General features: G+C 38.8%; 21 protein-coding genes. 6 read left to right on the forward strand and 15 right to left on the reverse strand.

The genetic code is table 11. The features are described 5' to 3' along the window. Positions 1-228 precede the first annotated feature (228 nt). Positions 229-624, forward strand: coding sequence for a tautomerase family protein (locus ACFOWA_RS17760; RefSeq protein WP_378987765.1), 396 nt, complete (start codon positions 229-231; stop codon positions 622-624). Here ACFOWA_RS17760 and ACFOWA_RS17765 read toward each other — a convergent pair. The 9 genes from ACFOWA_RS17765 to ACFOWA_RS17805 all read right to left on the reverse strand — a co-directional run bounded on the left by ACFOWA_RS17765 (position 621) and on the right by ACFOWA_RS17805 (position 9,562). Beyond that, entirely contained in the window at positions 621-2,138 is a 1,518-nt protein-coding gene (locus ACFOWA_RS17765) for a L,D-transpeptidase family protein (protein WP_378987768.1), read from the reverse strand. The two genes, ACFOWA_RS17760 and ACFOWA_RS17765, sit on opposite strands and share 4 nt — an antisense overlap. A 156-nt stretch (positions 2,139-2,294) precedes the next feature. Further along, positions 2,295-2,711: a hypothetical protein gene (locus tag ACFOWA_RS17770; protein ID WP_154283247.1), complete on the reverse strand. Its 417-nt coding sequence runs from the start codon at positions 2,709-2,711 to the stop codon at positions 2,295-2,297. A gap of 25 nt (positions 2,712-2,736) precedes the next feature. Beyond that, the gene (locus tag ACFOWA_RS17775; RefSeq protein WP_378987771.1) at positions 2,737-3,567 is read right to left on the reverse strand and encodes a hypothetical protein; all 831 of its coding nucleotides are present in this window, start codon (positions 3,565-3,567) and stop codon (positions 2,737-2,739) included. Positions 3,568-3,712: 145 nt separating this feature from the next. Then, positions 3,713-4,444 carry an alpha-glucan family phosphorylase gene (gene glgP / locus ACFOWA_RS17780; RefSeq protein WP_378987774.1) on the reverse strand — a complete coding sequence of 244 codons (732 nt, stop codon included), beginning with the start codon at positions 4,442-4,444 and terminating at the stop codon, positions 3,713-3,715. Next, positions 4,441-5,310 carry an alpha-glucan family phosphorylase gene (glgP, locus tag ACFOWA_RS17785; RefSeq protein WP_378987777.1) on the reverse strand — a complete coding sequence of 290 codons (870 nt, stop codon included), beginning with the start codon at positions 5,308-5,310 and terminating at the stop codon, positions 4,441-4,443. Before glgP (ACFOWA_RS17785) ends, glgP (ACFOWA_RS17780) begins: the two co-directional genes overlap by 4 nt. Positions 5,311-5,629: 319 nt before the next feature. Then, a complete protein-coding gene (locus ACFOWA_RS17790) occupies positions 5,630-6,043 on the reverse strand; it encodes a BON domain-containing protein (RefSeq protein WP_378987780.1) in 414 nt (137 codons plus the stop codon). Positions 6,044-6,057: 14 nt separating this feature from the next. Continuing rightward, on the reverse strand, positions 6,058-8,418 hold the full coding sequence (locus ACFOWA_RS17795) for a phosphoketolase family protein (protein ID WP_378987783.1): 2,361 nt from the start codon (positions 8,416-8,418) through the stop codon (positions 6,058-6,060). Between the two features lie 267 nt (positions 8,419-8,685). Continuing rightward, complete coding sequence (locus ACFOWA_RS17800) at positions 8,686-8,919, reverse strand: universal stress protein (RefSeq protein ID WP_378987786.1); 234 nt, start codon at positions 8,917-8,919, stop codon at positions 8,686-8,688. Position 8,920: 1 nt separating this feature from the next. Further along, on the reverse strand, positions 8,921-9,562 hold the full coding sequence (locus ACFOWA_RS17805; protein WP_378987789.1) for a universal stress protein: 642 nt from the start codon (positions 9,560-9,562) through the stop codon (positions 8,921-8,923). A gap of 263 nt (positions 9,563-9,825) precedes the next feature. Here ACFOWA_RS17805 and ACFOWA_RS17810 point away from each other — a divergent pair, with 263 nt between their 5' ends. Next, positions 9,826-11,043, forward strand: a complete 1,218-nt coding sequence (locus tag ACFOWA_RS17810; RefSeq protein WP_378987792.1) for a PAS domain-containing sensor histidine kinase — start codon at positions 9,826-9,828, stop codon at positions 11,041-11,043. Further along, positions 11,018-12,070: a response regulator gene (locus ACFOWA_RS17815; RefSeq protein WP_378987795.1), complete on the forward strand. Its 1,053-nt coding sequence runs from the start codon at positions 11,018-11,020 to the stop codon at positions 12,068-12,070. The genes ACFOWA_RS17810 and ACFOWA_RS17815 overlap by 26 nt, the downstream gene beginning before the upstream one ends. 77 nt (positions 12,071-12,147) lie before the next feature. Here ACFOWA_RS17815 and ACFOWA_RS17820 read toward each other — a convergent pair whose 3' ends face one another. The 3 genes from ACFOWA_RS17820 to ACFOWA_RS17830 form a co-directional block, all read right to left on the reverse strand. Beyond that, the gene (locus ACFOWA_RS17820) at positions 12,148-13,020 is read right to left on the reverse strand and encodes a universal stress protein (protein WP_154282413.1); all 873 of its coding nucleotides are present in this window, start codon (positions 13,018-13,020) and stop codon (positions 12,148-12,150) included. A gap of 248 nt (positions 13,021-13,268) precedes the next feature. Beyond that, complete coding sequence (locus ACFOWA_RS17825; RefSeq protein WP_154282414.1) at positions 13,269-13,601, reverse strand: single-stranded DNA-binding protein; 333 nt, start codon at positions 13,599-13,601, stop codon at positions 13,269-13,271. Between the two features lie 721 nt (positions 13,602-14,322). Then, positions 14,323-15,855, reverse strand: a complete 1,533-nt coding sequence (locus ACFOWA_RS17830; protein ID WP_378987799.1) for a hypothetical protein — start codon at positions 15,853-15,855, stop codon at positions 14,323-14,325. A 183-nt stretch (positions 15,856-16,038) separates the two neighbouring features. Here ACFOWA_RS17830 and rbsK point away from each other — a divergent pair, with 183 nt between their 5' ends. Genes rbsK through ACFOWA_RS17845 form a run of 3 tightly spaced genes read left to right on the forward strand, consistent with a single transcriptional unit; the run spans position 16,039 to position 20,603 of the window. Continuing rightward, positions 16,039-16,965: a ribokinase gene (gene rbsK / locus ACFOWA_RS17835; protein ID WP_378987802.1), complete on the forward strand. Its 927-nt coding sequence runs from the start codon at positions 16,039-16,041 to the stop codon at positions 16,963-16,965. Between the two features lie 8 nt (positions 16,966-16,973). Beyond that, positions 16,974-17,975, forward strand: a complete 1,002-nt coding sequence (locus ACFOWA_RS17840) for a GRP family sugar transporter (protein ID WP_154282417.1) — start codon at positions 16,974-16,976, stop codon at positions 17,973-17,975. 48 nt (positions 17,976-18,023) lie between these two features. Continuing rightward, entirely contained in the window at positions 18,024-20,603 is a 2,580-nt protein-coding gene (locus ACFOWA_RS17845) for a beta-L-arabinofuranosidase domain-containing protein (RefSeq protein WP_378987805.1), read from the forward strand. Between the two features lie 232 nt (positions 20,604-20,835). On the opposite strand, the gene ACFOWA_RS17850 is transcribed toward ACFOWA_RS17845, so the two are convergent. From ACFOWA_RS17850 to ACFOWA_RS17860, 3 genes are all read right to left on the reverse strand, one after another. Continuing rightward, positions 20,836-21,663, reverse strand: coding sequence for a sugar phosphate isomerase/epimerase family protein (locus tag ACFOWA_RS17850; RefSeq protein ID WP_378987808.1), 828 nt, complete (start codon positions 21,661-21,663; stop codon positions 20,836-20,838). A gap of 213 nt (positions 21,664-21,876) precedes the next feature. Continuing rightward, positions 21,877-22,452 (reverse strand): gluconate 2-dehydrogenase subunit 3 family protein, encoded by a 576-nt coding sequence (locus tag ACFOWA_RS17855; RefSeq protein ID WP_154282420.1) that lies wholly within the window; start codon positions 22,450-22,452, stop codon positions 21,877-21,879. A 64-nt stretch (positions 22,453-22,516) separates the two neighbouring features. Beyond that, positions 22,517-24,211: a GMC oxidoreductase gene (locus ACFOWA_RS17860; protein ID WP_154282421.1), complete on the reverse strand. Its 1,695-nt coding sequence runs from the start codon at positions 24,209-24,211 to the stop codon at positions 22,517-22,519. Positions 24,212-24,222: the final 11 nt, after the last annotated feature.

The following is a 24,222-nucleotide window of genomic DNA, read 5'->3' on the forward strand; positions in this document are numbered from 1 at the left end:
AATCGATTCTCCATAAAGCTAATTTATTAATTTTATCAGTATTCATCAAGTGCCTATTTCAATTGATTTATTTAGGATATGCCGTAAAGGTGCGCAAGGCTGGCTCCCTGAGCCATGACCGCTATCAAGAGATGGGGTGATGTGAATCAGCTGCGATCACCTACAATTAAGCCTATCTTGTCAGCGTGATAAACCAATTCAGGTCTGTCAATATCAAATAATAAAGTTATGCCCTATCTTCAGTTGGAAGTCATCAGAAACTATTCTTACGCGACTAAAAAATTATTGGCGAAAAGAATCGGCGAAGTATATTCTAAAATAATGAAAGCAGATCAGAACCGTATAACGGTAAGCATCCGTGAACTTGGCGAAGGCTCCATCTGGCGCTGTGGAGATGGGGAACCCATGCCCGCAGCAATTATGATGTGCGATATCAGAAAAGGAAGGAACGAGCAGATCAGAACGGAACTTTCCAGGGCGCTTATTGATATGTGTAATGAGGTGCTGGGACTGGAAACCGGTCAGCTTAATATTGAATTTACCCAGCATAGCGGCGATGAAATGTATCATCAGCGGCTGGGACGCTTTAGTGCGGAATGGACTGCGCATGAGGGATCCCTTTAACGGATCCCCTTAAAACTTATGGCCTTGATTTTCTTATCTGAAGCTAGTAGACGCTCATAACCGTACATGGCCATTTCCAAGGCCCTGTCCTGATTATAGATATCCTTGTAGATAACGAGCTGGCTGTCGATCATTTCACAGGTCAGGTAAGTTATTTTAATCGGAACGGATCTGTTAAGTATAAAATCAGTTGTCTTATCACTTGCAATGGCGGTATGCAATAAAGATCTCACTTTCGGTGAACCATCCTGAATCAATAATAATCCGGCAAGTTTTTCGGCCTGGTCAATCTGGATACAGCCATTACTTAGTGCCCTTTGTGGCAATCGGGCCAACTTGGGTAAGGGCATATCATGGAGATAAATATCGGAAGCCTCGGCAAGGCGAAATAGAATCTTGCCCATTGTATTTCCGCAAGCCTCGGACTGCCTTGCATAAAAGCCTTTTGGAAGCCTTTTTATCTCCAGGAGTTTTTTAGCTGTGATTTCGACGAACCTACCCTTTGTATCATAGATTGCATAATGGTTATTGTCCAGGTAGCCTGGATTCTTTATCGCTCCGGGCAGAACTTCGCCTATAAACATCTTAGCAGTCACGCTGCGATCTGGCACAGCGGTGAGAGCGGCCAATTTACTTTCAAATATTGATGTTGGTGAAGAAGGCTTGCCCACAATAATCTTAAAGATATATACAGCGTCTGCTAGTTTCATCTTTGCGGTAAAGGCAGGAATGTTAATGATCAGACTTGGCGTTTGGCTGGCAGAAAGCCACCTTAAACGCTCCATATTTATCGTCATTTTCTTAACGCTTTCCTCGGGAAACTCATAGCTATCCTCCAGATACTGGCCGCGTACAAGGTGCATATATTTTTGCAGATCATCATATTCTTTTGATAAAGGCTGTACCGCTGCGATTTCGTTATAGAAATCCATGCTTTCCATTAACTGGAGCAAACGGGCTTCCGCATTGAAGTCCCCATATCCTCCATCATCAATCCTGGAAGGGGTAAGCACATTATTAAATTTTCCATAGTGCAGGTGGTTCATAAAAGTGATCATAGCGTCAGTCATCAATACATCGAAAATTGCACGCTGGCCACCCCCTAATATGTCGGGCTCCTTAGATAAAATATTAACTTTTTGATAGACAAGCTCAGCAGCATGAAAATCCTGACGGTTAAGACCAAACTGGGAAACGCAGTCCAGTATCATCATCGCGGGAGCGAGTTGTCTGTTGTGATTTTGCTTTTCCACCCAGACGAGTTTGTAACCTTTTTCTTTGTAAAAGCGTTCTACCGATTTGGGATAGTTCAGCGTGCCCTGGCATGCCAGGAGCTGCGTTTTGGTCTGCTCAGAGATAAACGCATTCTGTTTTTCGCCCTCTTTGGTAAAAGTAATTGCTGGATTCTGCGCCAATACGTTAAAGGATACGTGTGCAAGCAGGCAGATCATCCATATGATGAACACCGTTCTGTGGCTTATTGGGGTGTTTACTGTTTTGAAGATATTTTTCATCTGTTTATTTATTGAAAGGGATGGTGAATTTTATCATAATCTTTGAGCAACAAACTTCAACTTAATCCATTTCTCCTGAAATGATTAAGGTCAGCCTTTCGACTGACCTTGCACATTACCATACTCTGGATAGAAGACGTAAGGCCGTTAATGAATTTATGATATTTCTCGTTGAGCTTTTATAACCTCCTGTATCAGTAAAAAAAGTTCTTTTTTCAGGGTCCTATAAGTTGTTGTTAAATGTGTCATTGCATGTTCCATCTGCTCGTGTTTATCTGCGAGGAATTCTCCACGGTCAAATACCAGGTCCTCAGTTTGCCCTTCCAGATTCTTAAGGTGCTCAATCAGATGGATATCTGCACTATACTTATCCTTTTCGAGCTGTAGCAGTTTAGCACCCGCACTTTTTAGTGCTTCAAGGTATTCAGGCCCCGAAAGGCGTATAAAATAGTCATCTAAAAGGTGGTGAAGGAAAACGGTTTCGATCTTAAAAAAATCTACATCGGATGCCCAATGCCTGGCTATAGCGTGATATTGACGATACGCTGCGGAGGTGCTGTTTATGTCATTCATAATTAGATTATTTTAATTAAAAGGTTTAGGATGGAAAGATCAGGATGGGAACTGGATTATACAGTGAGCACTTATCTTTGAAATATTGCTGAGTGAGGAAATTAAAATGAAAATGCTGATCAACAAGAACCAAAAGGTCGGCCTTCATTTCACTCACCACAACTTCCAGTGTATCCGTAGCCCCGTCTTGATCCAGCATGTTCAGGAAGAGTTTCTTATAGCATATCTGCCGGCTGACTTCTTCATTGAATACTTCTTCTGCCTGACTGGTCTCCATCAATGGCAGGCCACTGGCCGCAGAGTGTGCGATAACCAGATTGGCATCCCAGCAAGTGGCAAGATTTGCCAGAAACTTTACTGTCCCAATGCCACAGAAACGCACATCAGTTAAATATACCATCCGTTTGAGTTCATTCTCAGACCACGAAGAAGGAATGATAAGGAGCGGCACCTGAATCTTATGTAATAGATTATTAATGGCAAGATTTACATTCAGCAAAGCCTGGGGCAGAAATTCATCCAACCCCTTTATAACCATTAAGATTTCGTTTTCACTGGCCAACCTGTACAGATCCCTGGTTTCACAAGAAAGACTCAGCTCCTGAATTACCGGTTTAAATCCCTGATGTAGCATTTTTCTTTCCAAAAGGTTTTTCATCAGCTTGGAATCAACCGCTACAGCATCGTCGATCTCTGGAAACGTTTCTGTCCATCCATATTCATCGGTGGTTAATTTTAGAACCGGTAAATTAGCCAGGATGATATTTACCCCAAGACGTTGTGCCATCACGAGTGCAAATATTGCGGCATGCTCAGATTCCGGACTATGATCGTTAATGATGATAATAGATTTCATTTTGTTATTTGTTTAATCTATACGCTGACAACAAAGGTCGGTATAGCTTAAAGCAAATGAAATGATGTTAGTCACCTTATCGGTTGCGGGTGGTCACGACAGGGCAGTTTAGTAAAGAAGAATATCGAAAGTAATCTTAAAGTTTTTAATCGGCATGGCGATACATTTGCTTATAATAGGCATCTGCCATTCTCCCTGACTCAAATTCGGGGATTACGCCTTTTATACCGTTTTGAACAATATCGAACCACTTTGATGGGTACTCGTAGTAGGTAGGCAAAACTGTTTTTTCAAGAACATCCATTAAGTTGGCATTCTCTTTTTTATCTTTCTCCTCCTGGGATAACGAAGCTTCAGCAGGTTTGATAAGAAAACAGTTTTCGCCATCTATAGCAAACTCAGGAATCCATCCATCAGGAATAGAAAGGTTAATTGCGCCGTTCATCGCAGCGGTCATGCCGCTGGTTCCTGAAGCTTCCCGATACATTTTTGGATTATTAAGCCACACATCAGCCCCTTTTTTTAGTAATGAGGATAAACCGAGTTCATACCCTACCAAAACGGCACAATTAGGGAATGCCTTTATTTCATTAATGATTTGATTGAAGATCTGGTTCGCGCCTATATCTTCTGGATAGGGTTTTCCTGCCCAAATGATCTGTATAGGATGTTTTGAATGCGCTAATAAAATTTCGAAACGCTTCCAGTCATTCATCAGAAGATCTGCCCTTTTGTATCCGGCGAAACGCCTTGCCCATACCAGGGTCAGCACATTTTCATCGAATAGTTTTCCTGTCTGATCGGCAACTTGCTGAAATAGGAGTGATTTTAATTCCTTTTTCCGCTCTAAAAACTCCTGTTCCTTATGCCCGGTCACGCTTTGGGCAATTCCCTTATCCTGCCAATACTTCTGATTCTGTGCATTCGTAATGGAAGTTTGGAAACAGCGTTCGCTTTGCCTGAAAATTTAAGTGCTGCCAATGTATAATTGAATTTTTCACCTTCCAGGCCCAGCACAAATTTAACTTCATGCTCCTGCATATGGTAAAAGAACGACATTTCTCTTAACAGCGAAAAATCATGTTCTTCATTACCCGCAAGCTCAGGAGTATGGGTTGTAAATACCATTCTTTTTTTAATCTCTCCGAGATTTTGATACTTTGAATACAGATAAAAATTAAGTGGCACCGCATGCCCTTCGTTCATATGATAATAATCTGGCTGCAGGTTGAGCTGATCCAACAGCATTCCCCCACCGATCCCCAGAATGATTGACTGCGCAATTCGGGTGGACTCATTTGGGTCATACAACCGGTGAGTAATGCTTCTACTTACTTCATCATTTTCAGCAAGATCAGTACTCAGCAAAAATAAAGGTACGGTACCAAATGTGGCTGGCCGCAATAAAAATGCTTTGACTTTAACGGTGGCACTATGTACCGGAACAGAAATAACAATTCCTGTATCTTCCAGAAACGAATAATCTTTCTGAACGAAAGTGGGAACCATATTGTTATCCTTATCCCTTACCTGATCGTAATAACCATATTTCCACAGCATGCCTATTCCTAATAAATTTTGTTCTTTTTCGAATGCACTCCGTAGATGAGATCCGGAGAGAAAACCAAGGCCTCCGCTATAAATCTTAAGGGATTGATCAATGGCAAACTCCATTGAAAAATAGGCTACACTGGTTTGATATTCTGCATCAGGGCTGTACCCAAAGAGCTCGGTTCTGGTCATAGACAACCTTTTGTTCGTGGATTATTTATTGGAGAATTAAGAAATTGTTAACAAGAACCTATTTATGTATTCAGGATCAAATAATAAGTTCCTTAAAAGTATCTACAAAAACCAATGAAGCCGTCCGCACTAAAGTGTTTCTCATTTTTTAAAGATTTTTTTGATAAACCTTCCCAAAGGCAGATATGGCCAGCGCATCATATTCTTGGAGAGTTCATTAAATAAATACCGGCTGGATATCCAGTTCAATACGCCCAGCCTTAAAAGTAAATATCGATGGGAGAAGCCGATTCCATTTCCCTTCTCATCATTTTCATTTTTACCAGATTTCATTAGTACTCCTTTCAAAGTGAAAATCCGGATGCAGGGGGCCTATGAGATTCATAGGTTGATCGTTGTCGTTTTTATAAGAATGCTTACTGTCCAGGATCAGGTTTGCACCCATGTAAACAATTAGGTTGCTTTTAAATGAAAACATGACCTCTATTTTCTGAATAACATTTTTTACCCCTTTTACAGATTTTGCGGCATGTTCTGCAGCAAGTTTTTTGGCGTAGCTGTCCACCGCTCCTTTAAGGGTAACAAGGCCATCATTCACCGAAATCTCTATTTTCTCTACAGCTATAAAGGAATCGGTCGTGATAGCCAGTCTAACCTCCTCCGCTAGTTTTTTATTCTTTTTTCTCATTATAACTTCCATTATCAATGGGCCAAATTCGCTCCTTCTCATCATAATATTTTGTTTATTTATCGGGCGCCGTTTAATCTCCAGTTTTTTATTTCTGGCATATCATCAAGATGTACACCTATATATTCTTTATGGCTGGCTAATTTATCCTCGCAAAAACGGATGAACTCATCGGCCTGTTGCTGGAACCGGGGAACGCGTTTAACCGCTTCCATAGCTAAATGATACCGGCTCATCTTATTTAATACCACCATGTCGAATGGTGTGGTGGTTGTTCCTTCCTCCATAAATCCCCGGACATGAAACCGTGCGGGATCCGGACGTCCATGAACCAGATCGTGAATAATACGGACGTAACCATGGAATGCAAAAATCACGGGGGCTGTATCGGTAAACAGGTCTCTAAAATATTCATCGCTTAATCCATGCGCATGATATGCCCTTGGAGAAAGGGCCATTAAATCAACCACATTAACAACTCTTACCCGAAGCTTTGGTAAGTGTATACGAAGAATTTCTGCTGCTGCGATAGTTTCCTGAGTGGGTACGTCTCCAGCGCATGCCAGGATCACCTCAGGATCACCAAGATCATTTCCAGCCCATTCCCAAACGGATGCACCGCTTTCACAATGCGCTACAGCTTCTTCCATTCCTAGCCACTGCAGTTCAGGCTGTTTTCCGGCAATCACAACATTAACATAGTTCTTACTACTCAGGCAATGGTCCATTACAGATAGCAGCGTATTGGCATCGGGCGGTAAATAGATCCTGATTACGCTACTTTTTTTATTGACCACCGTATCGATAAAACCTGGCCCCTGATGACTGTAACCATTATTATCCTGCCTCCATACATGAGATGTTAAAAGGTAATTTAACGAAGCGATTGGCTTACGCCAGGGGATTTCCTGAGTGGTCTTAAGCCATTTTGCATGCTGGCTGACCATAGAATCGATAATGGTTACAAAAGCTTCATAACATGGAAACAGGCCATGTCTGCCCGTTAATAGATAACCTTCCAACCAGCCCTCGCAAAGGTGTTCGCTCAATACCTCCATCACTCTGCCATCCGGAGATAATTTCTCATCTGTATCGATAATTTTCTCCATGAAGCAGCGATCAGTCACCTGAAAAACGGCCTCTAATCTATTAGAGTTCGTTTCATCGGGACAGAACAGCCTAAAGTTCTTGTTAGCTGCATTCATGGTAAATATTTCACGCAAAAACTTACCTAGATTACGGGTACTTTCTGCTTCTATTGTTCCCGGATGCACCACTTTGATACCGTAATGTTTGAAATCTGGCAGAATAAGTTCCTTTAACAATATTCCCCCGTTTGCATAAGGTAATGCGCTCATTCTTTTATCCCCAACGGGCGAGAGACTCCTAAGGTCAGCGTTTAGTGTACCGTGCTCATCAAAAAGTTTTTCCGGCTCATAGCTGCGCATCCATGCCTCAAGTGCTTGCAATTTTTCAGGATTCTCCTTAACTCCTGCCAATGGAACCTGGTGCGAACGGAAAGACCCCTCGATAGGCAGATTATTCCCTGATTTGGGTCCGGTCCATCCCTTGGGGGTTCTTAAAATAATCATAGGCCACTTTCTCTGGTGTATCATACCTTCAGCCCTGGCATTATACTGGATTTTCCTGATCCTATCATAAACGATATCCAAAGTAGAAGACAGCTGATGGTGAACATTGTGTGGATGTTCCCCTTCAACGAAAAATACCTCATATCCATAGCCTTTGAATAATTCACTTAATGCTGTATCATCCATGCGGGAAAATATTGTAGGGCTTGATATTTTGTATCCGTTTAGATGAAGTATAGGTAGTACAGCGCCATCTCTGGCAGGGTTTAAGAAAGCAACTGAATTCCAGCTTGCTGCCAGAGGTCCTGTTTCTGCCTCTCCGTCGCCGATCACGCAGGCGGCAATTAGGTTTGGATTATCAAATACAGCGCCGAAAGCATGCATCAGGGAATAGCCCAATTCACCGCCTTCATTGATTGATCCCGGTGTATGTGCACTTACGTGACTGGGAATTCCTCCAGGAGTAGAAAACTGCCTAAAAAGCTTAAGCATGCCTTTCTCATCCATTGTTACCTCAGGAAAAAATTCGGTATATGTACCTTCCAGGTAAGTATGGGCCACTATGGCAGGTGCCCCATGACCAGGGCCGCAGACATAGAGAATATCCGCATTTGTTTCTTTTATCAATCTGTTCAGATGGACATAGATAAGGTTTAATCCTGGAGAGGTACCCCAGTGGCCGAGCAATCTGGGTTTAATATCATCAGGAGTAAGGCGGGTACGCAATAAGGGATTGGCCTGTAAATAAATCTGACCGGCAGATAAGTAATTTATTGCTTGCCAATATTGGTGTATTTTATCGATTTCTGCTTCTGAAATTTCTTGCATGGTATTTTGTATATAAGGCTTGGAACAGATGTACTGAAATAATCTTTGTGTATAATAATTCTATAGGTTGAACCATATGATTAAATAGGTCCGGAAATAAAAAGCATAACCTTATCTGATAAAATCACCCAACAAACCGTTGTTAAATGTATGTACAGTATGTGAATCAAATATCCTCAACTATTCTGAGCCAGGAAATGATAAGGATCATGTATAAAGGAGATATTAACCCCGATATAGGAAATCAGATCTGACAGGTGGTACTATTTACTCGTCCTGATTATAAACGAGCATTGGAACGCTCAGTTGCCCGGCAAGTTTTTTGGTCACGCTACCCTTTAATAACCTACTAAAGAAGCCATGCTCCCGATGAACCACTACCAATAGATCCATGCGTTTTTCGATCATCATTTTTTCAAAAGTGGAAACCTCATTATCTCCGTTTATTTCCCAAAAATGTATACCGGGATAGCCCAGTTCGCGTCTGAGATCATTTATCATATCATAAATTTTTTCTTTTATTATTCCATCTGCTTTCCCGGAAGAAATATGAATTATAAATATTTCGGCCATAAACGGATCTGGATAGCTTAACAAGCTGACTGAGGAAAACGCTGTCCCCTGGAAGGTCACTGAGGTCTGATGCAAAATAAATGCTCCGGATAGGTTCAAATTTTGATCTCAAAGGAATTATTAATACTGGCGCTTGCAGGGAGTCAATCATCTTTCTTGCCTGGTCTATTTTTAAAAAACTATCCATGCTATTATTATCATGGGTGCCCATAGCAAGTAGATCTATCGGTGTATCTGAAATAATTTCGGCAACAACATCATGGAGGCTTCCAGACTGATTTATAATAGTCAGTTGCGGCTTTTTCATATGAGATTGATCCCGTTCCCGCAGGTGTACCCTCAGTTTATTGAGATTTACTTCGCTCCGGTTCTGGATGACCTCCGGGGATTCGACTGGCCACAAAATCAGGCCCGAACTTGGAAGTTCTGACGGAATAGTCACTGCATTACAAAGGGTAATATTAGCCTGGATCTTTTTGGCAAAATCATAGGCATAGGCTGCAATATGGTTTGCATTAGCGGAGAAATCCGTTAACAATAGTATATTTTTAATAGCAGGTATTTTATTCATTCCGTACTTGTTTTATTTTTTGTAAGCACTAACTGTACCGCATACAGTACCACATTTAGCAAAAGTACCCCAACCTATCGTAGTTAGAAATGATATTCCCCACCTTGATTGGTGATGTTTATCACGAGCGGTTGACCATTTTCCATTTTTGAATGACTATCTTACAAGAGTTGATATTCTTTGTTAGAATAAAAACAAAACAATCACCCTTGGTGATCGTTCTACTAATGCTGCTAAAATATTTAGCTGTTAATCAATAAATTATGGAAAATGCCGTATTGTTAAAAGCAATTATTGACAATGCAATTGACGGATTGATCACTATTGATGACCGGGGCGTTGTAGAATCCATAAACCCCTCTGCCTGCAGGCTTTTTGATTATGCTGCAGAAGAAGTAATCGGACAAAATATATCAATACTGATGCCCCAGCCAGATAGATCTTACCATGACCGTTATCTTTTCAACTATAAACAAACGGGCAATGCAAATATCATCGGCATTGGCAGAGAGCTGATTGGCATGAAGAAAAATGGAAGTTATTTTCCATTTCGTCTTGGCGTTAGCGAGGTTAAGTACTCAGGCAGGATAGTTTATGCTGGCTTCATTCACGATCTGACCAGAGAAAAAGAGGCAGAAGGAAAGTTACAGGATTATGCGGCACAACTTGAGGTTCAGGTAGAGGAGCGAACACATTCGTTGAGAATGAGCGTAGATGCATTGAAGCGCACACAGGTAGAACTGAACCAGTCACTTGATAAGGAGAAAGAGCTTGGCCAGCTAAAAAGCAGGTTTGTGTCCATTGCTTCGCATGAATTTCGGACTCCATTAAGCCTTGTTCAACTATCCGCATCCCTGATCGACCGGTATGCAGAATCACTGGATCAAAAGAACATCGGAAAACATGTGGGTAAAATTAAAGATGCGGTACTGAATATCACAGCGATTCTTAATGACTTTTTATCCCTGGAAAAATTAGATAGCGGAATGATCAAGCCATCACTAAGTCACTTTAATTTATCGGAGATGGCAGAAGAAATTACCAGGGAAATGCAGATAGTTTTACGGGGAAAGCAAAAAATCATCTTTAAACACAGGTGTACAGGGCAAAAAATCACCCTCGATCAAAACCTTCTGAAAAACTGTATCATCATTTTAATAGACAACGCCATTAAATATTCGGGGGACGACAGTCAGATTCAGTTTTATACTAAAATAAATGACCATAATTGTACTATCAGGATTTGCGACGATGGGATTGGCATCCCTGAAAGTGATCATAAACATCTTTTCGAAGCCTTTTTCCGGGCACACAATACCGGAAACATATCAGGTAATGGACTGGGATTAAGCATACTATCAAGATATACAGGATTGATGGATGGACAGGTCAGTTTTAAAAGCAGAGTTAACAGGGGAACGTTATTTACACTGACCTTCCCACAAAAGAAAAACCATGAGCAAAAAAGTATTGATAATTGAAGATCATGATGAGATCCGGGCAAATCTGGTTGAAATTCTAGAAATGGCCCGCTATACTGTGTACCAGGCGGAAAATGGTAAGCTGGGCGTTGATATGGCCATCAGTCATATCCCGGATATTATCCTTTGTGATATCATGATGCCAGAACTCGATGGATATGGCGTACTTTATATGCTCAACAGACATGAGCAGACGACAGGCATTCCATTTATTTTTCTAACTGCAAAGGCTGAGCATGCAGATCTTCGCAAAGGTATGGAATTGGGCGCAGATGATTATTTGGTAAAACCTTTCGATGATATGGAGTTGCTAAATGCAATTGATATCCGTTTAAAAAAGAAAGCCGCCAATGATCTGTCCCACAAGAATAAAACTGAGGAGTTCAAAGTTCTGGTTGAGAAAACAGATGGTCTTGCTGAATTCAAGAAGATTATCGGAGAAAAAAAAACCAGGGATTTTAAAAAGAACCAGGTGATCTATTATGCAGATGATCATGGCAAGGGACTCTATCTGGTAACGCATGGTAGGGTTAAAACAATAAAATTGGCAAAAGATGGCAGAGAGCTGATGACCGGGATTTATGCCCAGGGGGATTATTTGGGGATTAATGCCATATTAAATGATAGCGCTTATGCAGATACCGCTACAGCCCTCGAGGATAGTAGTGTTTGCTTAATTCCCTCAGAACAAATGGAAACTATTTTTAATTTATACCCTGAGGTAGCAAGAAAATTTATCCATTTGCTTTCCAGAGACAATAGAGCAAAGGAAGAACAGCTGTTGGAATTAGCTTACCATTCAGTGAGAAAAAAAATGGCCGATACACTGCTCCGACTTTATAAACAGAAAAACTCAAATGACGATTTAATCAACATAACCCGGGAAGACCTTGCCGCTATGGCCTGCATGGCTACGGAAACAGTGAGCCGTACCTTGTCTGATTTCAAGGATGAGCTGCTCATTGATAGAAACGGCACCAAGATTACGGTTCTTAATCATGAGGGACTTTCTAAAATGAAAAATTAAAGTCTTTTAAAGCTAGCATCATAAATACTCTAGCAAAGTATTTTACGGTGTTACTGCTGGCTAATTGTAACCTACCACTAAAAAAGCATTCCTTTATAACCTTCCGGGATGACCATTAAGGGAATATTGGTATGTCTTGCCATTTTTTGAGAGTGGCTGTTATGTAAAACATCCGACGTCAAACTATGTTTTCTATGGATAACAGCCAGGATATTTGAACCGCCATGACTGCTCAACCAGTTTAACCCCTTTTCTATTTTAGATTGGTATACATTTTCGTAATAGATTTTGTTATAAGTAACCTTGGATTTAAGTTCCTTCATAAAAGTTTCTATTCGATGTGGCAACAAATTGTCTTCACGATTGGTAATCACATGGACAATCAGCAATTCTGCATCTAGTTTACCAGCAAGCAGAGCCAAAAGTTGGATAGTTTCCATATCGCTGATATTCAAATCTGTAGCAAAGGCTATCTTTTTAACTGGCTTAAATTCCGAACCCTTTGGAATAAGCATTAGCGGGTATTCGGAAAAATCGATGCTGTCTCTACTACAGCTACCTTCAATTAAGCGTTTCATGTCGCCATTACCGGAAAGGCCAAGGATAACCATTCCGATATCCTTCATCTGAACAATCTCCCTTAGGAGATCATTTATAGGCCCAAGTGAGGAGCTAAAATTAATTTTAGGGATATGCCCCTCACCGTTGCATGAAACAACAAATTCATTATGTAGCTTTTCGGAAAACTTCTCTAACAACGCATCATTGCGATTGATCATTGTCTGGTGGTTTTCTATTGGCCAGATTATCTGTAAGGGAGAGTCAGCATTTAAAGAAGCTGCATGAATTAGTTGGACGTTGGAGCCTAGCTGCTTGGCAAATTTGCATGCATAATCTGCTGCCTGGTTTGCATTTTCAGAGAAGTCGGTTGCTACAAGGATTGTTTTCATCTTTCCATTTATTTAGGGCAAAGTTTGTCAAACCCCTAAAGAGATACCATGATGACCATCACGAAAAAACATGATGTAAGATTTTAAACGTCCATTCAATTTATTATTAATAAATTCAGAACAAACGCCGAAAATGGCACTCAGAAGAACTACACCTGGATGCACCATTGATATTAAAAACACAAAGGCCTTAAAGTTGTCTTATAGAACATGCAGCATAATCGAACTATCACTTACAGCAATACCTATTAACCGGAATTCAAGTAAAGATACAAACATACTCCCCCGAACAACTTGATTTCAGAAACGTGGAACGTCAGCACACCCTTTGCCTCTCCGTCCCGTCCGATATATGCATTAACCCCAACCCTGCCATATATCTGCACTAAACCACCTTTTTTAAGGTATTCGGCAATCCCCTCATTGCGCCAGTACGAACACTCAAAGAATTTGGTAACCTCCCTGCGCTCCTCCCCGCTTCTAAAACTATCATTTACCGCAAGCGAAAAAACCACAACCTTTTTGTCCCCTTGGACAATCCTTGTAACCGCATCTGCGGTCAATCTTCCTACAATTTCCATAACTGCATTTTTTAAGTAAAAACTTGAACCATTTGCTCCCCTTTCCGCCAGTCCAAAAGAATTTTTTCAAAAGAAAAACCGGAAAAAAAGAAAGCAATGAAGACCGTGACCCTTTAAGCTGGTCGGAGAACTAGAATTTACGGGACGGAACCGCGAAGCGGTAAATTCGCTGTTCGTAGCCTGCGGGGGTCACGATATTCGCAGCCTTTCTTTCCGTTTCGATTGAAAAAAATAAATCACCCCCTTCTCTGAAAAAGGCGCTCTGCAATACCCATCACGGCAACTATGGTCGCTGCCTTCGCTTATCGAAAAAAGTTACGTATCTTAATAGCTTATTCGAAAAAATATAGTTTCGTGAAGTAATAGGCGAGCATTTTGGGTAAGGCTTATTGATTTGGACTTTTCTTGTTTATTAGAAAACCAATATCTTAAATGCTTGAGGCAAATTTTGGTTAATTGTTTGATGTTTTATTGATACGTAAAAAATTTATGATAAAAATCTGATGGATGTTATTGGGTAAAAAACAGACGATACTGTTCCCATATATGATGCCGAATTTGAAGAAGAGATAGCAAAAACATTCTTTACTCCTCTTAGAAGCTAGCTTTGTGCTGCTTTGAAAATCAAAGGTAGAAAAATAAATGTTTTTATTGGATGTTAACCCAGAACCTCAGGTTCTTAAAGGCAGTTGAAATTCAATTTCTCCAATGGCTTTGATTTTTAGAATGGATAATCTTCCTCATATTTTTCTTTCAATATAGTTGCCAAAGGTTTTTTAAAAAGCTGACCTTCAGTCCACGCATCAAAATTAAAAATATTTAACACTTGGATTTCGTATTTATCAGTTTTTAGTTTATCAAATGCTTTTTTTGTTTTATTCCAAAGGGCAGTCTTTTCTTTGAAAAGCGTTGGCAAATTGTCTTGTATTAGAAATTTAAACATCAGTTTTTCTAACAAATAAGTTTGATGATTGCTTCCGCTCAAGGTTCTCTTTATAGATCTTATTTCATGTTTAATATAATCATGGTTACCCATTTCAAAATGCACCATTAAGCGTATCAATCTAAAAGTACGGTAAACCGGTAAAGTGTAGTATAATTTGCTCTCCAACAAAATTTCATTTAGTGTAATATGCGCTTTTTCCAAATTGCCTTCTACTAAATAAATTAAAGCGGTATACATGTAAACTTCAGCTTGTTTACTCAGTTCTAACAAATTTAGCTTTTCAAAAAGTATGGTTTTGTTTTGCTCAATCAACAACTTGGCATCGCCAAAATTTCCTTTTTCCAGATAACCAATAGTGATATAAATGTAAATGATGCGGCGCCTGTTAATTTCATAATGATTTCCAATGGATTTTTGTTGTTTCAACTTTTCTATAAAAAAATGCATCTCATCATATCTTTTAATGCTTTTTAAACTGTCTAATATACCTTCAATGGTTAACAGATAATCTATTTCTGTACCTTCAAATACTTGCGAGCGTTCTTCAAAAAGTTGGTTTAGTTCATAAAAAGTTTTCAGTGCCGAGGAGTAATTTCCTATGCTCATAAAATAATATGATTGAAATAGGTAGTGTGTTTTCTTGCTTTCAAAATTTTCTGCAAAAGATTTAGATAACAGGCCTAGCTCGGTAATTAATAAATCGTTCAGTTCTTGCTTTTGTTCTTTTGTTCTTACATTTCCTTTATAAATTAACCTGTGGTGCAATAACTGATAAAGAGAATGATGTTGGAAAGTATGCTGGGAACTTTTCAGCAAACCCTGTAGTTTCATTTGTTTATTGATAAGCCCCTCCTCTGCAATGGTATGAAAGCTTAATGAGTTAATATAGTGCAATTCAAGCGCTGCAGCCCTTAAATGTATGGTCGGTAATTCCGATTTTTCGGCTACAAACTGTATATTTTTTAAACTCTTAAATCCATCTTCATACAACCCCTTTTCAAATAAAATAGGAATTTTTAGTATTTCTATATTTAATTTGATGTTGATATCCTTTTCTGTTCTTACATGCAGCAATGCATTTAAAAGAAGCTTATAGAGGTAATTGCAAGTAACATCAAAAGAAGAATCTAACTGTTTTTGTGAATATGCTTTTTTAGCTTCATTAAGGCTGAGGCCTTTTTGTATTTCATTAAAAAGCCTTAAATAATCTTTCGTTCCCTGTTGTAAATTACTGTACAGCTTAAAATATCGTTTCTCTCCCTTTGACAGTGAATTAATCAACAAAACTAATGATGAAAATTTTGACATAATTATTTAGGATTATTATTTATTGAACAAAAACATAACAAATTTAATATTTAATTTCTACCTAAAATAATTAATATAGATATATTGACAATTTAGGATTATGTTTTTAACCCTATTATTGGTAACGTTGTTAATTGATTTTTTTTTATTTTTATCTATCCGATTATAAACTATTCTATTATTATGATAAAGTTTGAGATTCTCGTTGTGGGAAGTTCCAATACCGATATGGTAATTAAAGCCGGCCATCTCCCATCTGCTGGAGAAACTATTTTGGGCGGTGTATTTTTTATGAACCCAGGTGGCAAAGGTGCAAACCAAGCTGTTGCCGCTGCCCGGCTAGGAGGTAAAATTACTTTTATCTGTAAAACAGGAAATGACATCTTTGGTAAACAATCTGTCCAGCTTTTTGAAGAAGAGGGAATAAATACTTCCTACCTTTTATCTGACCCTAAAAACCCATCTGGTGTAGCTTTAATTACTGTGGACGATGATGCAGAAAACTGTATTGTTGTTGCTTCAGGAGCAAATGCAACGCTAAGTCCTAATGATTTGCAAAAAACACAAGAGGTAATTGGCAATGCAGGAATTGTACTAATGCAACTGGAAATTCCTCTGGAAACAGTAGAATACGTGGCAGAAAAAGCCATAAATGCTGGAGCAAAAGTTATTTTAAATCCGGCACCAGCTTGTAAATTACCAGACTCGCTATTAAAAAAGCTATTTATCATTACGCCAAACCAAACAGAAGCCGAAATGCTTACCGAAATAAAGGTAATAGATATTGATACTGCAAAACAAGCAGCAAAAATTATTCAGGCAAAAGGAGTAGAAAACGTAATTATCACGTTAGGACAAAACGGTGCGCTGGTTTTAACTGAAGATGTTTTTACACACGTTAAAGCGCATAAAGTAAACGCCGTAGATACAACCGCTGCTGGTGATGTTTTTAACGGAGCGCTTACTGTTGCCTTAGCAGAAAATTTAGACTTAATTGCTGCAACCGAGTTTGCCTGTAAAGCAGCTGCAATTGCAGTTACCCGTTTAGGTGCACAATCATCTGCTCCTTATCGCAATGAAATTAGCCAGGTGTTTAATAATAATATTTAACATAAATTATGTTCATCATTCAATCGTACACTACAGCCATCCTATTTTGCATCATCACTATGCTATGTTGGGGTTCATGGGCCAATACCCAAAAATTAGCCAGTAAAACCTGGCGATTTGAATTATTTTACTGGGATTATGTAATCGGTATTTTGCTTTTTTCTATCGTTTCTGCTTTAACTTTAGGGAGTTTTGGTAATGAGGGAAGAAGTTTTATAGATGATTTAAAACAAGCCAGCTTATCAAATATTGGAAGCGCATTATTAGGTGGAGTAATATTTAACGCAGCCAATATTTTATTTTCTGCCGCTATCGCTATAGCTGGCATGTCGGTAGCTTTTCCAGTTGCAATTGGTTTGGCATTGGTACTTGGTGTGCTAATTAATTATTTCGCAGCGCAAAAAGGCGATCCAGTAATGTTGTTTATTGGAGTAGGCTTGGTCATGGTGGCCATATTGCTAAATGCGGCAGCCTACAAAAAGAAAAACGTTGGCGAACAAAAGGTTTCTGGAAAAGGCATAGTACTTTCACTAATTGCAGGTTTGTTAATGTCCTTCTTTTACCGTTTCATTGCCGGCTCTATGGATTTGGATAACTTTGTTTCTCCAGTTGTTGGAAAAATGACTCCTTACACTGCTGTCTTTGTGTTTTCTGTAGGTATATTTTTAAGCAACTTTATTTTTAATACCATACTTATTAAAAAACCATTTATTGGAGAACCAACCAGTTACACCGCTTATTTTAATGGCAATTTTAAAACCCACCTAACCGGCATTGCTGGCGGATTAATATGGGGACTCGGTAATTCTTTTAACCTCATCGCTGCAGGCAAGGCTGGCCCTGCCATTTCTTATGGATTAGGCCAGGGAGCTACTTTAATAGCTGCTTTATGGGGAGTTTACGTATGGAAAGAATTTAAAAATGCGCCAAAAGGAACAAATACGTTGGTAACGGCCATGTTTTTCTTTTTTGTTATAGGATTGGCATTATTAGTTTACTCTGGCTCTTAAATAAAAGTCCATTGATTAAAAATTTCACACATTTTAATGCAAGCTCAAATGAAAATTTCATATTTTAAAACAGCTCTTTTTTTTATTCTCCTATTCTCTTCGGGTAACCTTTTTGCCCAACTTCCTATAAATGGTAAATGGGCATATTCTTTTGAGGATGATAAATCTAGTGCATTGCCCTCTTTTGATGATACCAAATGGAAAACAAAGGAAAGTAAAGACCTAAAATGGGAAAAGACAGATTTACCTGCAAAAGGCAATGTAATATGGATTAGGAAAACAGTTGTTATTCCCTCTTCTCTTAAAAAGGAATTGGATAAAACTGGAGCGCTAGTATTTTACCTTGGCCGCATAAAGCAGGAAGACAAGACTTATTTTAATGGAAAATTAGTAGGAGAAACCACTTCCGGTGATTTAAAAAGATTTTATATCCTTAATGACAAAGATATAATATGGGATAAGCCAAATACATTTGCTGTGCGTATCACGCATTGGGGCGACAGAAGTACTGTTGATGGAGAAATTGCATTGATGGCAGCAAAGCCAGCACAAATATTTGAAATAAAAGCTAATGCTGAAGGTGTAACCAATAAACAGCAGGTAAATAACAAAAAAACTGTGTACAATGCAATCATTAAAAACAATGTAAACAGAAAGGTAGCCGCAAATTTACTGACTAATTTTTATGACTTGAATAATAAAAAAATCAAGACAGAAAGTAAAAATATCACTTTAAAACCAGGAGATAATATCTTCAGCATACCTTTTCAGTCGCCATCAAAATTTTTAAAAACACAGTATTCCCTTTCCATTCCTGTTTATAGTTATCATAAAATATGGAATGCAGAATATGGGTACATTGACATAAGTTATAAAGCTGCACAACCTAAATTGGCGTATAAAGCTAAAGAGACATTTACTCCGGCATTGCTTGGTAAACAAACCATTAATGGCTGGTTAGGCCAAAGGCTTAATGCAAATAAAGAACAGCGTTTATATAAAGTTGATGAGACAGCATTACTTGCCGGATTTATAAATAAACCAGGTGCACACCCATGGATTGGCGAGCATGTTGGTAAATTTTTAGAAGCGGCCTGCAATAGCTATCAAAATAATAAAGACCCGTTATTGAAAATTAAGATAGACCGTACAGCACAGCAATTAATTGCATCACAATTAAATGATGGCTACCTTGGAACTTATGATACATCTAGCCAATGGACAAGTTGGGACGTATGGTCGCATAAGTATGATCTGGTAGGCTTACTTAGTTACTATGAGCTTTCTGGCTATGAACCTGCATTGGCTGCTTCACAAAAAATAGGCGACTTGTTATCTAAAAGATTTGGAGACAAACCTGGCCAGTTAGATATTATCAAAGCAGGTGCTCATGTAGGTATGGCAGCTACTAGTGTAATAGATCCCATGACTGACCTCTACCGTTTTTCTGGCAAAAAGGAATACCTAGATTTTTGCTACTACATTACCAAAAGTTATAACGGGAAAAATGGTCCTCGGATAATTGCCACCCTTGATTCTATAGGCAGAGTAGATAAAACCGCCAATGCAAAAGCGTACGAAATGATGTCTAACTTAGTTGGTTTGGTAAAGCTATATCGAGTTACAAATGACGAGCAATTTTTAAAACCCGTATTAGCCGCTTGGAAAGACATTACTCAAAAAAGATTATATATTACGGGTACTACTAGTTCTTTTGAGCATTTTCAGGATGATTATTTACTACCCGCAAGTAATAAAGACAATATGGGTGAAGGTTGTGTAACCACTACCTGGCTACAATTAAATTTTCAGTTGCTCAGCATATTTGGTAAAATGGAATATGTAGACGAACTGGAACGCTCTGTATACAATCACTTAACCGGTGCAGAAAATCCACAGACGGGCTGCGTTAGTTACTATACTCCTTTAATGGGTACCAAACCTTATAGATGTGTAATAACGTGTTGCATGTCTAGCGTTCCACGTGGCATTGCCATGATTCCCCTTTTCACAAACGGAAAAATAAACGGAAGCCCCTCCATTCTTTTCTATCAGCCAGGCGTATATAAAACAGTAATAAATGGAAATACATCGGTAGAATTTACAACTAAAACTACTTTTCCTGAAAACGGAGACGTTACCATAGAAGTTAACCCTTCGGTAAGTGGTAAATTTGAAGTATTACTTCGTAAGCCATATTGGGCCGCTGACTATAAATTATCAGTTAATGGAGTATCACAACCGGTAACAGCTACAGAAACTGAATCTATAAATCGAGTTTGGAAAAAAGGCGATAAAATAAATGTGAATTTCAGCCTCCCTGTAAAAGTATTAGATGGAGGTATCAGTTACCCTGGTTCCATTGCTTTTCAACGTGGTCCTCAGATATTGGTATTTGATAAAATGTTAAATCCAAACTTGCTAGTAGAATTTAGCGTTCAGAATAATGCTTTTGAAATGCAACAAATTTTTGATGCATTGCCAGCAAAATGGGTAGGTACACAGGCGTATCAGGTAAAAGTAGTAGCAGACGGTAAACCGACTAACATTATTTTAGTTCCTTATGCAGATGCCAGTCAAACCGGTGGCGATGTAACCACCTGGATTAAAAGCAATAATCTTAAATGATAACACAAACACCAGTGAAGTTTGGGGTATACAATTTTAACTTTTAACTCAAAACATCGATAAAATAAGAAATTTTGCAAGGTAAATCAGATAGCCACATAAACTATTATCAAAAAATTGATCACCCAAGGAATGGAATTGTAATAGTAAAGTAGAGAGATTTAAGATAGCTTCTGTTCATTTTTTATCCTCAACCTACATTTTCTAAATCATTGCGAGGCAATTTATAGGGCTAATAACCAAAATAAGTCTTATACCTATCCATTAATAATTGCATCATGTATACATTTATATCCCACTGGTTTGCCATGGGCATTCCTGTAAATGGAATTGATGGCATATATGGGTATGGCCCAAACTCTGGAGTGATGGTTAGTAAGCTTGTATTTTTAACGAGGTGACTTTTGACAATTTTATCCCACCCATTTAAATGGGCAATGAGCTCTGCCTCCCATTCCTTACCTCTTGGATCTGTTACTTGTGCAGATTGTGCATGACCTACCCTAGCATGAATGTGAACAGTTCGTTCAATTGCCACTTCTACGGCATCATTTTGTTGCTCTAACAGGCTTTCAGATACATTACACCAATGCGAAAAATCGGCAGTGATGACAATACTTGGGTTTTGAAAGAGTAATTCCTTGGCGATGTGTGCCGCAAAAAGAGCCTTGTTTCTGTGCGTCTCATGGGCTATTACCACATTTGATTCGTTTGATATCCTCAAGGCAAGCTCAAAAAGTTCTTTATTATCTTGAGCGCTGAAATAATCCTTGCCAGTTTGAGAATCTATTAAGATTGGTTTTAACTCCAATATGTTATAAAGATGCTTTTCAAATTCAATTTTATGAAGTTCTAGATTGTCCTCAAAAGATTGATAATATTGCCCAATAAAACGCAAATCATGCTTTACCAAAGCCGCTCTCATTTCCATCCTTTCGTCTGTCAACATAGATACGGGCGATTCAATTCCACTATAACCGGCTTTTTTCGCCTTATGACAAAACGCATCCCAAGAAAGGTTCTCAGAGCCCCATCTTGGGCAAAAAAACTTAATTAACATATCACTTTAGTTTGTAAAATGTACATGATTTTTTTTATAAAAGTGAAATACAATGATTGTAAGTTGAGTATCCAATTAAAATTTCTATGCGTCTACAATACCATTTGATAGAACCTTGGTACCATGTGTTTTCTAATGGAGCACTACTGTGCAGGAAATTCTTTAGCATATTTCCATAAAATTGAAGGAGAGCTTTTAATTTAATAGAGGTTATTAACTGGTGGCCCAAGCTTTATCTCCCTTTTTGTAGCTAATGCAACCCTTATATTTACCAGGTACTGCTTGGTAACGTCGAGCCTTTGTGGCTCCTATTTCTGATGTAAAGTAACCATCAACCGTTAATTTTTTAAATAAGTCAAAATAGTGGATTGAATTTGAGGCAAGATTATTTCCTTTATTCTTATTATATGTTTCTGCCTGGGTCTGAAGGTTCAAAAATAATTTCTTTTTTTGAGCTGGATTTAGTTTTAGGAAGTTATCCTTAAATTGTTCCATTGCTGAATTTTCCATTAGGGTTAAACCCTCTAGAAAAATCCTTCTGTCTTCTTTTGTAAGGCACTCATCAACCATTAGCCTCATGTATATACCGATCTTGGCAGCCTTTGCTCCCCCACACTTGTCCGTTTCAGGAATAATTGTCTCTCCTATTTGATCCAGCAGTACTATATCCTCTTCAGAAAGCTGATCTCTTGACGCTGATTTTGTACAACTAGGCATTATGCCAGCAGAAAGAAAGATAACTCCTCCGGTAAATATGGTTATTTTTTTTATCGCGTCTCTTCTTTTCATAATGGAGCTATTTATTAAAAGGCGTTGCTGTGATGGATGAAATGTTCAATGAATTTACGATTGACTATAAGGTATTTTTCTTAAGCTCTTCTACCGCAAAACTAGCTGCCCTTGCGGTTAAGGCCATATAGGTAAGGGAAGGGTTTTGGCATGCACCGGATGTCATACAAGATCCATCAGTTACGAATACATTTTCTGCTCCCCATATTTGGTTATTTCCATTTAGCACAGATGTTTTTGCAGAACGTCCCATTCTGGCTGTACCCATTTCATGAATGCCCAATCCCATGGCATTTCCTGTATCAGTGGTCTTTATATTTATAAAGCCAGCCTTATCAAGCATCTCAGCACCACTTTTCAGAATATCATTCATCATATTATGTTCATTATCCCCAAATGCTGCATCAATTTCCAATAAAGGCATTCCCCATTTATCGACTTTGTCTTTGCTCAAAGTAACCTTGTTATGATGTGTGGGCAAACATTCTCCCATGCTCACCAAGGTAACTTTCCAAAGGTCAGGTTCGCTCAAGGTCTCCTTTAATGCCGTACCAATTTCCACGCCTTTATCTTTACCTGTTGGCCTGGAGGCACTGCATGCAAAAGCGTAACCACGTAAAAAATCTACCTGTTTCTCACTTCCTAAATTCCTAAATCTTGGCAGATAAGTCCCAGTAGGTCTTCGGCCTTCATAATATTGGTCTTCATAACCTTTGAATTCTCCCGAAATTCTTCCATTGTAATTATGATCCATCAGATTGTGTCCTAATTCACCACTATCATTACCCATGCCATTTGGGAAACGAGAAGATTTAGAGTTTAACAAAATCAAAGTAGAGTTAAGCGTACCAGCATTCAAAAAAATCACCTTCGCAAAATACTCTTTCGTTTCATTTGTAAGGGCGTCAATTACTCTCACTCCTTTAGCCTTCTGTGTAGTTTCATCATAAATAATAGAGTGAACAACCGAATTGGTAATTAGACTTAAGTTCCCTGTTTTTTCGGCAGCAGGTATAGTGGTAGAATTACTGCTAAAGTAACCCCCAAAAGGACATCCCCTAAAACAAAGATTTCTATACTGGCATGGCCCTCTACCTAATAAGGCTTGAGAAAGATTTGCTGTTCTAGAAATTATCAAGTGTCTATCTGAATAGTTTGATGCTAAACTTTTTTTCAAATGGGTTTCGATGCAATTCATGTCCATTGGCGGAAGAAATTCACCATCTGGAATTTGGGGCAAGCCATCTTTATTGCCACTTATGCCCACAAAACGTTCAACGTAACTATACCACGGCGCCAAGTCGTTGTACCTAATGGGCCAGTCAACTGCAATTCCTTCCTTTGCATTTGCTTCAAAGTCCAAGTCACTCCATCTTTGAGTCCATCTTCCCCACATGATAGACTTGCCACCAACTTGGTAACCTTTTATCCAATCAAAAGGTCTTTTTTGGATATAAGGGTGATCGGCATCCTTTACAAAAAAAAGTGCTGTCGATTCCTCATAAGCATAACAACGGCTCAATATGGGGTTTGCTTCCCTGTCTTTTAACGGTAAGATGTTTCTATGCTTAAATTCCCATGGATTCAAATTGGCCGTTGGGTAATCTTTTATATGCTCTATCATCCGGCCCCTTTCAATCATCAGGGTCTTCAAGCCTTTTTCACATAATTCCTTTGCTGCCCAGCCTCCAGTAATTCCAGAACCGATTACAATTGCATCGTAGCTAATCTCAGCAGCTGCGCTTCCATTAATGTTCATCGCGATTAAAT

Origin of the sequence: Pedobacter lithocola (genome assembly GCF_042650845.1) — a bacterium.
Classification (GTDB): domain Bacteria; phylum Bacteroidota; class Bacteroidia; order Sphingobacteriales; family Sphingobacteriaceae; genus Pedobacter; species Pedobacter lithocola.

Bases quoted from the DNA above. Each gene is read 5' to 3' on its own strand.
- ACFOWA_RS17760 (WP_378987765.1), top strand. From the start codon at position 229: ATGCCCTATCTTCAGTTGGAAGTCATCAGAAACTATTCTTACGCGACT.
- ACFOWA_RS17765 (WP_378987768.1), bottom strand. From the start codon at position 2,138: ATGAAAAATATCTTCAAAACAGTAAACACCCCAATAAGCCACAGAACG.
- ACFOWA_RS17770 (WP_154283247.1), bottom strand. From the start codon at position 2,711: ATGAATGACATAAACAGCACCTCCGCAGCGTATCGTCAATATCACGCT.
- ACFOWA_RS17775 (WP_378987771.1), bottom strand. From the start codon at position 3,567: ATGAAATCTATTATCATCATTAACGATCATAGTCCGGAATCTGAGCAT.
- glgP (WP_378987777.1), bottom strand. From the start codon at position 5,310: ATGACCAGAACCGAGCTCTTTGGGTACAGCCCTGATGCAGAATATCAA.
- ACFOWA_RS17790 (WP_378987780.1), bottom strand. From the start codon at position 6,043: ATGATGAGAAGGAGCGAATTTGGCCCATTGATAATGGAAGTTATAATG.
- ACFOWA_RS17795 (WP_378987783.1), bottom strand. From the start codon at position 8,418: ATGCAAGAAATTTCAGAAGCAGAAATCGATAAAATACACCAATATTGG.
- ACFOWA_RS17800 (WP_378987786.1), bottom strand. From the start codon at position 8,919: ATGATAAATGATCTCAGACGCGAACTGGGCTATCCCGGTATACATTTT.
- ACFOWA_RS17805 (WP_378987789.1), bottom strand. From the start codon at position 9,562: ATGAATAAAATACCTGCTATTAAAAATATACTATTGTTAACGGATTTC.
- ACFOWA_RS17810 (WP_378987792.1), top strand. From the start codon at position 9,826: ATGGAAAATGCCGTATTGTTAAAAGCAATTATTGACAATGCAATTGAC.
- ACFOWA_RS17815 (WP_378987795.1), top strand. From the start codon at position 11,018: ATGAGCAAAAAAGTATTGATAATTGAAGATCATGATGAGATCCGGGCA.
- ACFOWA_RS17820 (WP_154282413.1), bottom strand. From the start codon at position 13,020: ATGAAAACAATCCTTGTAGCAACCGACTTCTCTGAAAATGCAAACCAG.
- ACFOWA_RS17825 (WP_154282414.1), bottom strand. From the start codon at position 13,601: ATGGAAATTGTAGGAAGATTGACCGCAGATGCGGTTACAAGGATTGTC.
- ACFOWA_RS17830 (WP_378987799.1), bottom strand. From the start codon at position 15,855: ATGTCAAAATTTTCATCATTAGTTTTGTTGATTAATTCACTGTCAAAG.
- rbsK (WP_378987802.1), top strand. From the start codon at position 16,039: ATGATAAAGTTTGAGATTCTCGTTGTGGGAAGTTCCAATACCGATATG.
- ACFOWA_RS17840 (WP_154282417.1), top strand. From the start codon at position 16,974: ATGTTCATCATTCAATCGTACACTACAGCCATCCTATTTTGCATCATC.
- ACFOWA_RS17845 (WP_378987805.1), top strand. From the start codon at position 18,024: ATGAAAATTTCATATTTTAAAACAGCTCTTTTTTTTATTCTCCTATTC.
- ACFOWA_RS17850 (WP_378987808.1), bottom strand. From the start codon at position 21,663: ATGTTAATTAAGTTTTTTTGCCCAAGATGGGGCTCTGAGAACCTTTCT.
- ACFOWA_RS17855 (WP_154282420.1), bottom strand. From the start codon at position 22,452: ATGAAAAGAAGAGACGCGATAAAAAAAATAACCATATTTACCGGAGGA.
- ACFOWA_RS17860 (WP_154282421.1), bottom strand. From the start codon at position 24,211: ATGAACATTAATGGAAGCGCAGCTGCTGAGATTAGCTACGATGCAATT.